Annotated in this window: 10 protein-coding genes; 1 reads left to right on the plus strand and 9 read right to left on the minus strand. The window is 71.2% G+C overall.

Features of this window, described 5'->3' with window-relative positions; all coding sequences use genetic code 11:
- Positions 1-48 precede the first annotated feature (48 nt).
- Complete coding sequence (locus tag EV567_RS19380) at positions 49-1,851, plus strand: bifunctional UDP-sugar hydrolase/5'-nucleotidase (protein WP_130441796.1); 1,803 nt, start codon at positions 49-51, stop codon at positions 1,849-1,851.
- Between the two features lie 89 nt (positions 1,852-1,940).
- Here the strand turns inward: EV567_RS19380 and EV567_RS19385 are convergent, their stop codons facing one another.
- The 9 genes from EV567_RS19385 to EV567_RS19425 all read right to left on the minus strand — a co-directional run bounded on the left by EV567_RS19385 (position 1,941) and on the right by EV567_RS19425 (position 14,464).
- Positions 1,941-3,707 carry a hypothetical protein gene (locus EV567_RS19385; RefSeq protein ID WP_130441799.1) on the minus strand — a complete coding sequence of 589 codons (1,767 nt, stop codon included), beginning with the start codon at positions 3,705-3,707 and terminating at the stop codon, positions 1,941-1,943.
- Between the two features lie 129 nt (positions 3,708-3,836).
- Entirely contained in the window at positions 3,837-5,477 is a 1,641-nt protein-coding gene (locus tag EV567_RS19390) for a glycosyltransferase family 2 protein (protein WP_165430429.1), read from the minus strand.
- Between the two features lie 415 nt (positions 5,478-5,892).
- Positions 5,893-7,017 carry a tetratricopeptide repeat protein gene (locus EV567_RS19395; RefSeq protein ID WP_242620904.1) on the minus strand — a complete coding sequence of 375 codons (1,125 nt, stop codon included), beginning with the start codon at positions 7,015-7,017 and terminating at the stop codon, positions 5,893-5,895.
- Entirely contained in the window at positions 7,014-8,252 is a 1,239-nt protein-coding gene (locus EV567_RS19400) for a 26S protease regulatory subunit (RefSeq protein ID WP_130441803.1), read from the minus strand. The genes EV567_RS19395 and EV567_RS19400 overlap by 4 nt, the downstream gene beginning before the upstream one ends.
- Before the next feature lie 58 nt (positions 8,253-8,310).
- Positions 8,311-9,429, minus strand: coding sequence for a pectinesterase family protein (locus EV567_RS19405; protein WP_130441805.1), 1,119 nt, complete (start codon positions 9,427-9,429; stop codon positions 8,311-8,313).
- Between the two features lie 92 nt (positions 9,430-9,521).
- Complete coding sequence (locus EV567_RS19410; RefSeq protein ID WP_130441807.1) at positions 9,522-10,967, minus strand: HAMP domain-containing sensor histidine kinase; 1,446 nt, start codon at positions 10,965-10,967, stop codon at positions 9,522-9,524.
- Positions 10,964-11,698, minus strand: a complete 735-nt coding sequence (locus tag EV567_RS19415; RefSeq protein WP_130441809.1) for a response regulator transcription factor — start codon at positions 11,696-11,698, stop codon at positions 10,964-10,966. The genes EV567_RS19410 and EV567_RS19415 overlap by 4 nt, the downstream gene beginning before the upstream one ends.
- A 276-nt stretch (positions 11,699-11,974) precedes the next feature.
- Positions 11,975-13,294 carry a S1C family serine protease gene (locus tag EV567_RS19420; protein WP_130441811.1) on the minus strand — a complete coding sequence of 440 codons (1,320 nt, stop codon included), beginning with the start codon at positions 13,292-13,294 and terminating at the stop codon, positions 11,975-11,977.
- Between the two features lie 147 nt (positions 13,295-13,441).
- Positions 13,442-14,464: a LacI family DNA-binding transcriptional regulator gene (locus EV567_RS19425; RefSeq protein WP_130441813.1), complete on the minus strand. Its 1,023-nt coding sequence runs from the start codon at positions 14,462-14,464 to the stop codon at positions 13,442-13,444.
- Positions 14,465-14,534 lie beyond the last annotated feature (70 nt).

Here is a 14,534-nt window from a genome sequence, read left to right on the forward strand (position 1 = left end):
GCCCGGCCCGGAGGACCCCGACACCATCGCCGACACACAGGGGGGCGCATGCCAGCCACTTCCCAGTCGTATCCGAGCCGCAGACGCCGTACGTCCCGTCTGGTCGCCGCTGCCGCCGCTCTCGCCACCGCCGGCGCCCTGGCCGCGGCGATGCCGGCCGACGCCCACGACGCCAAGGACTCCGGCAAGCAGGACGACCGCTACCAGGACGTCCAGCTGCTGTCCTTCAACGACCTGCACGGCAACCTGGAACCGCCGTCCGGCTCCTCCGGCCGGGTCACCGAGGTCCAGGCGGACGGCACCACGAAGACGATCGACGCGGGCGGCGTCGAGTACCTCGCCACGCACCTGCGCGAGGCGCGCAAGGGCAACCGCTACTCCATCACCGCGGCCGGCGGCGACATGGTCGGCGCCTCCCCGCTGATCTCGGGCCTGTTCCACGACGAGCCCACCATCGAGGCGCTGAACAAGCTTCAGCTGGACGTCACCTCCGTCGGCAACCACGAGTTCGACGAGGGCGCGAAGGAACTCCGCCGGCTGCAGAAGGGCGGCTGTCACCCGACCGACGGCTGCTACACGGACGAGCGCTTCCAGGGCGCCGACTTCCCCTACCTCGCGGCGAACGTGCAGGACGAGAAGACCGGCACCCCGATCCTGAAGCCGTACTGGGTGTGGAAGGAGCACGGCGTCAAGATCGGCTTCATCGGCGTGACCCTGGAGGACACGCCGGGCGTGGTCTCCGCCGAGGGCGTCAAGGGCCTGAAGTTCAAGGACGAGGTCGAGACGATCAACAAGTACGCCAAGGAGCTGCAGAGCCAGGGCGTGAAGTCGATCGTGGCGCTGATCCACGAGGGCGGCCTGCCGGCCTCCACCGCGTACAACTACGACTGCGACTCGCCGGGTGCGGGCGACGGGATCTCCGGCCCCATCGTCGACATCGCGAAGAACGTCACGCCCGAGGTGGACGCGCTGGTGACGGGGCACACCCACGCCGCGTACGCGTGCACGATCAACGACCCGGCGGGCCGGCCGCGGACCGTCACCTCGGCCGCCTCCTTCGGCCGCCTCTACACGGACACCACGCTGACCTACGACCGTGTCACGGGTGACATCGCCCGCACCGCGGTCAAGTCCGCGAACCACGTGGTCACCCGGACGGTCCCGAAGGCCCCCGACATGACCGAGCTGATCGCCAAGTGGAACACCCTGGCGGCCCCCATCGGCAACCGCCCGATCGGCTACGTCTCCGGTGACGTCCCCAACACGGGCACCGAGTCCCCGATGGGCGACCTCATCGCGGACGCGCAGCTCTGGTACGGCAGGAAGCTCGACGCCGACACCGACCTGGCGCTGATGAACCCCGGCGGCGTCCGGGCCGGCATCACCTACGCGGCCAAGGGCGCGGAGGGCGACGGCGTGGTGACGTACGCCGAGGGCTTCACCGTGCAGCCGTTCTCCAACACCGTGAACCTGCAGAACTTCACCGGCGCCCAGCTGATCCAGGTGCTCAAGGAGCAGGTGAGCGGCTCGAACGCGAGCGCGCCGAAGATCCTCCAGCCGTCCGCCAACCTGACGTACACGCTGGACCTGACGAAGACCGGCGCCGACCGGGTCGTCACGGACTCCATCAGGCTGAACGGCGCGCCCGTCGACCCGGCCGCCGGCTACCGCGTCGCCACCAACAGCTTCCTCGCGGGCGGCGGCGACGGCTTCCCCACGCTGGGCCTCGGCACCGGTGACGTCGTCGGCGCCGACGACCTGACGGCTCTCGAGCAGTACATGACCGCCAACTCCTCGGCCACGAACCCGATCGCGCCCCCGGCGGCGACCCGGATCACCATCGTGAAGTAGCCCGAGACCGGTCGACCGGCAAGCACAAAGGGCCTGTTCCGTACGCGATGCACGTACGGAACAGGCCCCGCCCGTCTCTTCGGCCCGGCTCAGCCCTGGGTCAGCAGCAGGCGGATCGAGCCGTCGGCGTTCTCCTTGCGCCAGGGGTACTCGCAGACCATCTTCTCGACCGGCTCGGCCGCCTCGACGTACGTGCGCTCGGGGTAGGCCTGGCACCTGTGCCGGTCGGCGTACCTGGGGCAGGCCCCGTCGGGCTTGCGGAACTGGTGGGCCTGCCAGGCCAGCGTGCCCGCGAGCTTCTCGCCCGGCGCGGTCGGCAGGTACTGGTTGCTGAAGAACGAGCCGATCATGCCGCCGGCGAGCGCCAGCGCGAGCAGCGCGCCCACCGCGGTGAACTGCCGCGGCCCGCGCGTCGTCCCGCCCGGCAGGGCACGCACCAGCGGGGTGAGCTTTCGCACCGCGAACACGCAGGCCAGCACCGTCAACGCGGTGAGCGTCACCTGGATCACGATCATGGTGCGGGGGAAGAGCTGGACCTGCTGGTCCGCCTCCATGTGCCCGGCCAGCCAGAACCGGATGAACCAGGCGCTCGCGAAGCAGGCGAGCGGGGCGACGACCACGGCCTTGCGCAGCCCGAGCGCGACGGCGACGCCGAGCCCGATCAGGACGATCACGGCGTAGGTGTGCAGTCCGGCGAACTCCCCGAAGCCTGGGTACTCACCGGGTTCGTCCCAGGCCCGGCTGCTGAGCGGGGTGGTGCCGATGTAGGCGGGCTCTGTGAGGGTGTAGCCGGAGCACCACTGGTCGCGGGTGCCGGTGGCGCCGAGCAGCACCCGCAGATACGGGCCCGCGACGAGCAGGAACCCGGCCAGCGAACTGCCGAGGAAGAGGAGACCTCGCAGCCGTCCGGTCTGCCAGGGGTAGAAGAAGAGGACGGCGACGAGCACGCCGGGCAGGGACCACACGTGCCAGCCGGAGTAGACGAGGAAGAGCAGCCCGAAGACGACCCCGAGGAACGCGCCGCGCCCCGCCGTCCCGCGGGTGGTGAAGCGGGGCGAGGCCCGCAGCCACAGCAGCAGCTTCGCGATGAGCGGCACCAGGGCGACGAGGACGAACGGGCTGTACGGCTTGTGCGGCAGCGTCTGCTGGAGCGCGGGCAGCAGGCCGACGGCGAGCGCCGGCAGCGGCCGCAGGCACGACCGCCAGGCGAGGTAGGCGACCGGCCCGGTCAGCGCGACGAACGCGATGAACAGCCACTTCAGCCCGAAGGCGGGCTGCCCTCCCAGGAATCCGGCCTTGGCCGCGTACCCGAGTATGTAGGGCACGGCGGGCGGGTAGAACGCGTCCATCGAGCCGGTGTGCAGGATCTCCTCGGCCCAGCCGAGGATGCGGTTGTTGTCGCCGTAGGGTCCGTTGAGGGGCCAGGGGGTGCCGCGCAGGGCGAACACCTGGCCCGCGCCGATGAACCCGGTGCTCAGCCCGGCGACGGCCGCCGCGGCGAGCCGGACCGTCACCGCCCGCACCCGCTCGCTCCCGCGCACGGTCGCCCAGCCCACCACGGCGAGGACGACCAGCACGAGCAGGGCGAGCCGGAACTGAAGGTTCGACAGCCCGCTGACCTGACCCACCCGCGTGACCGGGCTGTTGGCGACCGTCACACCCCAGTACGTGAACCCCAACGCCGTCGCCACGGCGACCACGCACTCGGCGAGAGCCGGCCACCAACGGCGGGCGAGCGCCTGCGCACGCTCCTTGACCGCACGGCGACCGGCCGACGCTGTCGCGTCCCGTTCGGCCTCGGAGGCCTCATCGACCTGGGACGGCACGGCCGTCTCCACGGACGGGGATGTCTTCAACTGTGTCTCCATGATGAGCGGCCGGGCAGGGGACATCAGCCGCCGCGAACGTGAAAAGCCGGGCACCGGCGAAGCGCGGGGCCCTCGGGGCCGTCAGAGATGAGGGCCCCCAAGAGAGATGACGGCAAATCAGGCTCCCCGGGTTCCCCCGCGAACCCTCCGAACAACACGTCCGAGCCCGCGCCTGATCCGGATCGGCATCGACGGCGGCTCGGGAACGGGCCTGATCTCCACGACGAACCGCCCGCGCTTCGGGCCGACGCTCACCGTGTGCGGGCGGTCGTCGCCGTCGGCCCGCGGCAGGACGACGACCCGCTGTTCGGCCTGGCGCGGGACGTCGGCCCCGAGGGCCGTGCCCAGGCCGCCGCGGGCGGTGAGCCCTTCGGCGGCGCACCGCAGGGAGACCTCCCAGGTGCCGGGGCCGAGGGGACGGCCGTCGTCGGCGGCGGCGAGATCGACCGAGGCACGGAACCCGGCGAGCCCGAAGTCATACGTCTCCTTGCCGCGGCTGACCGTGAGGTGCGGTGTGGCCTCGAGTCGCGCCGGAAGGACGAGCTCCCGTTCGGTGCCGGTGTGCCGGAGCAGCACCTCGGTGCGCAGGGTGCCGGTGTCGACCTGGTCGAGGTAGGCGTATCCGGAGAGTTCGACGACGCTGCCGTCCCAGCCGACCTTGTCGAGTCGGCGGCGTGGGCTGGCACCGAGTGCGGCGTCGGTGATGTCACACAGCTCCTCGTACGCGGCGGAGGAGACCGGAGGGAAGGGGGCGGGGGCGTAGAGCCGGCCGCCGCGGGCCAGGGCTTTGCCGGGCCGTCCTGCCATGTCCCACTCGACGACGGCGGCGAGTTCGTCCAGGAGTCCTTCCCGCAGGCAGTGCACTCGCAGCCGCTCCGCGACGTCGAGCTCGGCGAGGACTCCGGGCGTGACCCAGGTGTGCGCGTGCGGGGCTGCGAGGTCGGCGAGTTCCTTGCGTTCCTCGGGACCGGCGGCGAGGAACCGGCGGTCGAAGCGGCGTAACAGCTCCGCCTTGGCGTGCCGGGCCACCATCCGGTCGCGCGTCGGGCCGGGCTCGGTGAGGCCTGTGACCAGTTCCACCGTCTCCGCGGCTTGGGCGACCATGGTCGGGTAGTCGAGGCCGCCGAGGGTGATGTTGCCGTTGTCGCCGCGTCGGACGAGGTAGTAGCAGTCGTAGTCGGCGACGATCGATATGACCTCGCTGTGCAGGTAGGCGCGGGCGACGAAGTGCTGGTCCTCGCTGATGCGCATGTGCTCGGGGAAGCGCAGCCCGTGCTCCTCCAGCATGGCCCGCCGGAACAGCTTGAACGGCATCAGCGTGTAGTACACGGCCGCCTTGTCGGCGCGGTCGACGTTCTTGGCGAAAACCTCCCGAACCTCCGGCCGGATGACCCTCCCCACGCCGACGAGTTTGCCCAGGACGGTGTCCGCGCCGTTCTTCTCGGCCATGGCGACCAGACGCTCCAGCGTCTCGGGCCCCAGGCAGTCGTCACCGTCGAGAAAGAACACGTACCGCCCGGTGGCGTGGTCGAGCCCGACGTTGCGGGGCCGGCTGGGGCCGCCGGACGCCTCCTGGTGAACGACCGTCATCCGCCAGGGCTTGTCCTTCGCCCAGGCGTCGAGGACCTCGCCACTGCCGTCCGTACTGCCGTCGTCGACGGCGACGACCTCGACGGCGTCCATCCCGATGCTCTGCCGGGCCACCGACGCGAGCGTCTGCTCCAGGTACGGCATCGCGTTGAACACGGGTATGACCACGGAAACCGTAGGAAGGAGCTCTGCGCTCATCGAGTTAATACCCCCAGAGAAACCTCGAATGTGCGGACAAGATTAGGTGCCGGGTGGTCATGTTTCTAGAACGCTCAGGTTGCCGCAGGTCATTTTCTCGCCCATGGAAGTAATCTGCGCGCAGCCGGTGGCCGTGAAAGCGAAGACCGCTAAAGCGAATGCAGTGAATAAATTCGCCCGAGGAAAGTTCTCGCAAATCGCCCAAAATGAGATAAGGGTATGCAAGAAAAGGCGTGTGAAGTATGCGCGGACGATGACGTCGACACCGGCAAGCGTTCTCGAACGCACTCACGGCAGCCGTCGTCCCGACCTTGAGCCCCCTGAAGCGCTGAGCGAGGGGAGGTGCCGTCCTGGTGAGCGGCATGCGTTGATGCCGTCCCGGGCCTCAGTCGCTCTTCCTCCGGTCGAACCACACCGTCGCCAGCGTGGGCAGCAATCCGGCCCAGAAGATCACTTGGGGGATCGTCCGCTCCGTCCACGGGACCTGGGTGAGGAGCAGTGCGCAGAGCATCGCCCAGGCCGCTTGGGCCAGGACGATGCGGGCCCAGGTGCGGCGGCGGATCAGAGAGCGGAGGTTGACCCGGACGCCGGTGCGTAGCCGCCGGTACCTCAGCAGGGCTCCGAGCGTCCAGATCACGGCCATCGGCACGAGGTTCCAGAGCCGTTGACCGAGCGGCAGCGGAAGCGTGCGCTGGACCTCGCCCTCCATCTGAAAGAGGTCGAGCCCGACGCCGGCGAGCGCCACACAGAGCAACGCGAGCCAGCGGATGCCGCGCAGCAGGCGGTAGGAGGCGTCGTCGAGACCGCGCTGCATCGTGGTCGAGTCCGGGACGGAGGCGAGCGCGTCAGCGTACAGGGTGGCCGCCTGCGTCGCGTTGACGCCGGGTGTGGTCGCGGCTTCCTTCGTCCGCCGTTCCAGGGCGGCCTTGTGCTGCGGGTCCAGGCGGAGGATCGCCTCGTCCAGTCCCGCGGCGACGGTGCGGTTGTTCGCCAGGTCGGCGATCGTCCAGGCCACCTCGTACGCGAACACCTTCTCGGGACCCAACCGGATGGCCTGATCGGCCAGTTCCCCCGACTCGCGCAGGAAGCCGTCCATGGCCCGTCGGTCCACGGCCCCGCCGTGGGCCTGACCGTGGCGCACCACTCGGATGCGGTACAGCCAGTTGGCGAGCAGCGCGTAGCCGTACCAGTGGTCGGGGGCGAGGCGGATCACCTCTCGCAGGACGTCCTCGGTCTCCACGAAGCGGCCGCCCACCGCCTGCAGGGCGTGTGCGTGCATGAGGAGCGCGCCGACGTCCTCGGGGTCGAGGGCGAGCGCCCGCTCGGTGGCCTCCAGTGCCTTCGTCCCGTCCGGGGCGTCGCCCAGGTGGCTGTGCGCGAGCCCGACCCAGGCGCGGACGTCCTCCGGCACCTCCGCGAGCCGCTGGGCCAGCAACTGCCGGGCCTCGTCGTACCGCTTCAGGTCGATGAGTACGTCGGCCCGCTCCACGACGGGATGCACGGTGCTCACAGCTTGCGTCTCTTCTTCAGGTAGGCGACGAGGTCGTCGTACATCCCGCCCTCGTTGGCGAACATCGCCACGTTGCGGGCGGAGGCGAACCAGGGCTCGGCCGACGGGACGACGTCCTTCGCGGCGGCCAGCAGGTCCTTCATGCCGATCATGCGGACGGTGCCGGTACGCGCCGAGTCGAGCAGCGCCCGCTCGGCGGCCGTCTCGCACACATGGGCCAGGTCGGCGCCGGACAGCCCTTCGCTGACCTTGGCGAGCTTGCCCAAGTCGATGTTCTCGACGGGGCGTTCGCGCAGGTGGTAGCGGAGGATCGCCTCGCGGGCCGGGGCGTCGGGCGGCAGCACGAGCAGGGTGCGGTCCAGACGGCCGGGGCGGCGCAGGGCGAGGTCCACGTCCCAGGGCACGTTGGTGGCGGCCAGGACGAACACGCCCTCGTTGGCGTCGGACCCGATGCCGTCGAGTTCCGCCAGCAGTTGGTTGACGGTGTTGCGCATGCCGCTGTGTGCGGTGCGGCTGCGTTTGGCGCCCAGCGCGTCCAGCTCGTCGAGGAAGACCACGCACGGGGCCTGGCGGCGGGCGGTCTCGAAGACCTCGTGCATGTTGCGCTCGGAGTTGCCGATCCACATGTCGAGGACGTCGTTGACGGACACGGACAGGAAACCGGCGCCGAGTTCACCGGCGACCGCGCGGGCGATGAACGTCTTGCCGCAGCCGGGCGGCCCGTACAGCAGCAGTCCGCCGCGCAGGCTCTTGCCGTACAGGCGACGCAGTTCGGGGTTGCGCAGCGGGGCGAGGAAGGCCGCCTCCAGCCGGTCCTTGACGTCCCGCATGCCGCCGACGTCGGCCAGTCGCACGGCGCCCGGCCGCTCCACGTCCCACGCGTCGGCGTCGCCGAGGTCGTCCTGCGTGTCGGCGCGGAGCGGCGCCTCGACGAACCTCGGCGGGACGACACCCTCGACCTGCTCCTCGGCGGCTTTCCAGTCGAACCCCGTGCGTGCTGTCGTCAGAGGGGCCTCCGCGGGGCGTGCGGGCGCCCCGAGTGCCCGGGCCATCAACTCCCGTGCCTGCGCGTCCCCCGGAGCATGCTGAAGCGCGACGGCGACCTCGGCGACGGCGGCGTCCGCCCGTCCCTCACCGAGGAGGAGCTCGGCCAGGTGCAGTCGCAACGGAACGTCGGCGGGGGCCGCCGCGACTGCCGTGCGCAGACTGTGGATCAGGGGCGGCTCTTCCGGCATGGCCCCTACCTTACGGAGCCCCTCCGACAGTCCCTCCGCCCGCCCGGAGGACGGTCGTTCAGGAGGTCGACGGCGTCCAGCCCGCCAGCCAGGCCGCGATCTCCTGGTTCGCTGCCTGGGTGTCGGTCAGTTGGGGGCGGTCGCTGCTTGCCGGGTCCGCGCCGGCGCCGGTGTTGCGGTACTCCGCGAAGCGGTCGTCCTTCCAGGAGAAGCCGCTCATGTCCGTCCACGGGGCGGTCCTGATCGCGGCGCTGAGGTTGGTGTTGCGGACCGTGGTCTGCGGGTCGAGGGTGGCGTCCCCGCCGGCGTGCCAGGGGCGGCCGAGGTAGAAGCTGCGGCTGGAGACGTCGCCGCTCACCGTGGAGTTGGCGATCAGGATGCCCTTGCGGTTCGCGGCCGTGCTGGGGGCGGTGACGTAACCGGCCGAGGTGCCGTTCCAGCGCTTCTTCAACGTGATGACGGACCGGTCGATCACCGCGGTGGCCCGGCCGAAGATGAAGTCGACGTTTCCGACGATCGAGGAGTTCGCCATGTAGACGCGGCCCAGCCGGTCCTTGGACGCGGTGTCCAGGAGCAGGGTGTCCTGGTCGCCGCTGACGGTGACGCCGTCCAGGACGACCTTGTCCGCGGCGGTGCGCAGGGCGACCGCCTGCTGGGCGATGTTCTGGTGGGCGGCCTCGTCGAAGTCGTTGGAGAAGGTCAGGTTGCGGGCCTGGAAGTCGTCCGCCTCGACGGCCACGGTCGCGCTGCCGCCCGTGCCGTAGGTGCCCGAGCCGTCGGGCTTCGGCGTCCCCGACGCGTTGTTGTAGACGATCACTGTGTCCTTGCGGTTGCCGCCCGTGCCCTGGATGGTGACGTGCGGCTTGTTGGAGGGAACCTTGACGAGCTCCCGGTACGTCCCCGGCTTGACCGAGATGACGACGCGGGAGGGGTTGTTCGCCGGTACGGCGTTCACCGCGGCCTGCACGGTCCTGTACTGGCCGGAGCCGTCCTGCGCGACCGTGAGGGTCGTGGCGGCGGCGGCCGCGGACGCGGTGCGCTGCGCGTCCGCGCCGAACAGTCCGAGATCCGCGCCGAAGGCGAGCGCGAAGGCGCCGGTCGTGGCCAGTGCCAGCGGGAGGCTCACCGCGGCGGCGCCGCGCCGGCGGTGAGAGGTCGTGCGGCGGAAGTCGCTCATGTGTGGGGTTTCCGTTCCGTGCGAGGGGGAGGGACCACCCTGACGACGTGGGTCATCCGGGGGTCGCCGCTCGCTGCGGAAAGGTTGCCGCCCTAGGGGGCTTCGGGAACCTCCGGCGGCGGTACGGGCGCGCCCGGCAGCCGTACGGTCGCCACCGTGCCGCCGCCCTCCGCGCGGGCCAGCGTGACCTGTCCGCCCGCCTCCCGCACCGTCCGGACGACGATCGACAGGCCGAGGCCCGAGCCGGGGAGGGCGCGGGCGTCGGGGGAGCGCCAGAACCGGTCGAAGACGTACGGGAGTTCGTCCTCGGGGATGCCGGGGCCGTGGTCGCGGACGGTCAGCACGCCGTCGGTCAGCCGCACCTCGATCGTGCCGCCCTCGGGGCTGAACTTCACCGCGTTGTCGAGGATGTTGACCACCGCCCGCTCCAGAGCCGCCGGTTCCGCCCGCGTGAACCAGGGTTCCAGGGTCGCCGTGATGGTCAACTCCGGCCCGCGCAGCCGTGCCCGGCGCAGGGCCGACTCCACGGTGTCCTCCAGGGACACCACCTGGACGCGCTCACCCCGCTGCCCCTCCGAGCGGGACAGGACCTGCAAGTCTCCGATGAGCGCGGCCAGTTCGCTCATCTGCGCCTTCACCGAATCGAGGAGCGCCTTGCGGTCGGCGGCGGGGAGGGGGCGGCCCGTCTCCTCGCTGCGGGTGAGCAGTTCGATGTTCGTGCGCAACGACGTCAGGGGCGTGCGCAGTTCGTGGCCCGCGTCGGCGATCAACTGCTGTTGCAGCTCACGCGAGTCGGCGAGGGAGGCCGTCATCGAGTTGAAGGAGCGGGAGAGACGGGCGACCTCGTCGTCGCTCTCGTCCTCCACCGGGATGCGGATGCCGAGGTCCTCCGTCCGTGCCACGTGCTCGACGGCCTCGGTCAGCTTGTCCACGGGGCGCAGCCCGGCCCGGGCGACGGCGAGACCGGCGGCGCCCGCGCCGACCACCCCGATGCCGGAGACGAGGAGGAGGATGAGGGCGAGTTCGTTGAGGGTGGAGTGGGTGCTCTTGAGAGGGGTGGCGATGGCGAGTGCCGCGGGACCGTCACTGGTCATCAGGGGCACAGTGAAGACTCGCACGGGGTCGCCGTTCTCGTCAGTGCCGTCGTGGTAGACGCCGTCACCGTTCGCGGCGGCGTTCCTGATGACGTCTTTGTCGGTGCCGGAGACCTTGACCTTCCCCACCGAATAGGGGTTCACGCAGACAGTGCCGTCCTCGCGGACCACCTGGAAGTACTGGTTGCCGCTGAAACCGCGGGCGTCGCCGCCCTGCACCTCTTGAGGGCAGCCGGTCAGAACGCTCTGGGCCTGGTCCAGCAGCCCCGGCCGCTGGGCCGTCTTCAACAGGTCGCCGTCGAGCTGGTCGTACAGCTTCCCCTGCACGATGAACCAGCACGTCACCGACACCGCCGCCACCGCGAACGCCACCGCCGCGGCGACCAGCATCGACAGACGGGCCCTGATGGGGAGGGTCCGCAGCCGCCGTACGAGCTTGTTCACTCCGCGCCGCCCTGCCGCAACACGTAACCCACGCCTCGCACGGTGTGCACGAGCCGGGGCTCGCCGCCCGCCTCGGTCTTGCGGCGCAGGTACATCACGTACACGTCGAGAGAGTTCGACGACGGCTCGAAGTCGAAGCCCCAGACCGCCTTGAGGATCTGCTCGCGCGTGAGGACCTGGCGCGGGTGCGCCATGAACATCTCCAAAAGCGTGAACTCGGTCCGGGTCAGCTCCACCGGCCGTCCGGCCCGGGTCACCTCCCGCGTGGCCAGGTTCATGCGCAGGTCGGCGAAGGTGAGGGCGTCGTCCTCCTGGACGTGTTCCGTGGCGGCCGCCGCGTAGGAGCTGCGGCGCAGCAGCGCGCGGACGCGGGCGAACAGCTCGTCGAGTTCGAACGGCTTGACCAGGTAGTCGTCGGCGCCCGCGTCGAGGCCGGTGACCCGATCGCCGACCGTGTCGCGGGCGGTCAGCATGAGGATGGGCGTGGTGTCGCCGGCCCCGCGGATGCGGCGGGCGGCGGTGAGGCCGTCCATGCGGGGCATCTGGATGTCGAGGACGACCAGGTCGGGCCGGTAGGCCGTCGCCTTCTCCAGTGCGTCGGCGCCGTCGACGGCGACCTCCGTGGCGTAACCCTCGAAGGCGAGGCTGCGCTGGAGTGCTTCGCGCACCGCCGGCTCGTCGTCGACGATCAGGATGCGCTGCGGGTCACGGTCGCCTTCGGCGGGGCTCATGGGCGTGGATTCCTCGGGTGCGGTGGGAGGACGGGAGGCCGGACGATCTGAACGGTTTCAGCCTCGCATGCTTCCCGGCGGGTGCGGGGATCGTGTCCGGACTCAGCGGACCCACACGGTCCGGCGGCGTCGGCGTGCGGTGGATCGACGGGCCGACGTGGTCGCCGCGGCGGCGGTCGTTGTCGCGGTGCCGGTCGCTGCCACCTTGGGGGGCGGCGTCGGCACCGCCGTCGTCACCTGCTTGAGCATGACGCGCTCCGTGCTGGTCGAGCGGGGTCAGTTGTCCGAGCCGCCGGCCCGCAGCGAGGCCAGGTCGGCCTTGACGGTGTTGATCGGGATGGCGAAGCCCAGGCCGACGCTGCCGGCGTCGGAGGAGGACGACGCGTTGGCCGCGGAGTACATCGCGGAGTTGATGCCGATGATGTCGCCGCCGGCGTCGATCAGCGCGCCGCCGGAATTGCCCGGGTTGAGCGAGGCGTCCGTCTGGATCGCCTTGTACGTCGTCGTGGACGATCCGGTGTCGCCGTTGAACTCCCGGCCGCCGAACTCGAACGGCCAGCCGCCGCCCTGCTGTTGCTGCTGCTGACCCTGGTTCTCGTCCGTCGATACCGTCACGTCGCGGTTCAGGGCGGAGACGATGCCGCTGGTGACGGTGCCGGTGAGGCCCTCGGGGGAGCCGATCGCCACGACGGTGTCACCGACCTTGACGCCGGCGGAGTCGCCGAGGGTGGCGGCCTGCAGGCCGGAGGCGTTCCGCAGCTTGATCAGTGCGAGGTCCTTGGCGCTGTCGGTGCCGACGACCTGCGCGGTGTACTGCTTGCCGTCGCTCGTCCTCACCTTGATCGAGGAGGCGCCGGAGATCACGTGGTTGTTGGTGAGGATCTCGCCGTCGCCGGTGATGATCACACCGGAGCCGGTGGACGAGCCGCCGGCGAGGGTGGCGTTGATCTCCACGACGCTCGGGCTGACCGCGGCGGCGATGGCGGCGACGTTGCCCGTCTTGCTGGAGGGGACGACGCTGGTGCTGGTCGAGGAGGAGACGACCTGGTCCTTGCCGGTCAGCTCCTGGATGCCGAAGGCCGTGCCGCCGCCGATCGCGGCCGCGACGATCGCCACGGCGGCGAGCAGCGCGAGCGGGCCGCGGGTGCGCTTCTTCTTCGGCGCGGTGGGGCCTGCGGGCACGGGGCTGAGAAGCGCGGTCCCCCCGCCTTCACCGAAGCCCCCAGCGGCCCCCGAGCCACCGAAGCCCCCACCCGCCCCGGAGCCACCGAAGCCCCCGCCGACCTGGGAGGCGCCGAAGCCCCCGCCGACCTGGGAGGCGCCGAAGCCCCCACCGGCCTGGGAGGCGCCGAAGCCCCCACCGGCCTGGGAGCCGGCAAAGCCCCCGCCGCCCCCGCTCGGCACCTGCGCCTGCACCTGCGGCTCCCGCTGCCACTCCCCCGCCGGCTCAGCCGCCCGCGCCGCCGGCCGGTAAGCCGGCGGAGGCGGCCACTCCGGGTTCACGGGGGTGGAGGCGTGCTGCGGGGCGCCCTGCTGAGGGTTCGCGTGGTTCTCGTACGCGTCGTGTTCGCCGCTGCGGCGGATGCTCTCGGTCATGGAAGCGAGCTTCGCGCCCGACCATGAGAGGTCCCTGAGTGCTCCCTGAGAACCACGGCAGAACCTCGTCCGCCCGGCGTAAAGACGCCTCTCGGCACCCTGAGAGCCCTCTCAGGGAACCCTCATGAGAACCGGCGCCGCCGCGTCCTACTGGCAGCCGCAGGAGCCGCGGACGACCAGCCGTGAGGGAAACACCTTCAGCCGTTCGCGGCGTGAGCCCGCGACCCGCAGCCCGTCGTCCAGGACCAGGTCCACCGCCGCGCGGGCCATCGCCGGGCGGTCGGAGGCGACCGTGGTCAGGGGCGGGTCGGCGAGCGCGGCCTCCTTGATGTCGTCGAAGCCGGCGACGGCCAGCTCGCCGGGGACGTCGATGCGCAGTTCGCGCGCCGCCCGCAGCAGGCCGATCGCCTGGTCGTCGGTGGAGCAGAAGACGGCGGGCGGACGGTTCGGGCCCGACAGCAGCTCCAGGCCCACCCGGTAGGCGTCGTACCGGTTGTAGGGGGCCTCGAAGAGCCGCCCCTCCGTGCTGACCCCGGCCTCGGCCATGGCGCGCCGCCAGCCCTCGACGTGGTCGGAGACGGGGTCGCCGACGGCGGGAGTCTCCGCGGTGCCGCCCACACAGGCGACGTACTCGTGGCCGTGCTCCAGCAGGTGGCGTACGGCGAGCTGCGCGCCGCCCTGGTCGTCGGTGACGACGGCGACGTCGTCGATGGCCTCGGGCCGCTCGTGCAGCAGGACCACCCGGGCGTCCCAGGCGTCGATCTCGGCGGCCGCGTTGTCGTTGAGCGCGTGGCTCACGAGGATCAGGCCGGAGACCCGCATCCCGAGGAAGGCGCGCAGGTAGTGGACCTCGCGCTCGCCGATGTAGTCGGAGTTCCCGACGAGCACCATCTTGCCGCGCTCGGAGGCGGCCTGTTCGACCGCGTGCGCCATCTCCCCGAAGAAGGGCTGGCGCGCGTCCGGCACGATCAGGCCTATGAGGTCCGTGCGCCGGGACGCCATGGCCTGGGCGACGCGGTCGGGCCGGTACCCCAGTTCCTTGATCGCGGCGAGTACGCGCTCGCGCGTGGCCGGGGCGACCGGCCGGGGTCCGTTGTTGATGACATAGCTGACCACGGCAGTGGACGTCCCTGCCAGCCGCGCTACATCGTCCCTAGTCACCTTGGCCACGCGCGGAGTCTACGCGGATGGACCCGCTGCGGGCAGGGCGTGAAAGCGCCTTCCCGCGCGGCCGCCGCGC

Source organism: Streptomyces sp. BK239 (genome assembly GCF_004217285.1).
In the GTDB taxonomy this organism is placed as follows: Bacteria; Actinomycetota; Actinomycetes; order Streptomycetales; family Streptomycetaceae; genus Streptomyces.

What these genes read in the sequence shown, in the direction of transcription:
- EV567_RS19380 (WP_130441796.1), top strand. Translation starts at nt 49, where the DNA reads ATGCCAGCCACTTCCCAGTCGTATCCGAGCCGCAGACGCCGTACGTCC.
- EV567_RS19400 (WP_130441803.1), bottom strand. Translation starts at nt 8,252, where the DNA reads ATGCCGGAAGAGCCGCCCCTGATCCACAGTCTGCGCACGGCAGTCGCG.
- EV567_RS19405 (WP_130441805.1), bottom strand. Translation starts at nt 9,429, where the DNA reads ATGAGCGACTTCCGCCGCACGACCTCTCACCGCCGGCGCGGCGCCGCC.
- EV567_RS19415 (WP_130441809.1), bottom strand. Translation starts at nt 11,698, where the DNA reads ATGAGCCCCGCCGAAGGCGACCGTGACCCGCAGCGCATCCTGATCGTC.
- EV567_RS19420 (WP_130441811.1), bottom strand. Translation starts at nt 13,294, where the DNA reads ATGACCGAGAGCATCCGCCGCAGCGGCGAACACGACGCGTACGAGAAC.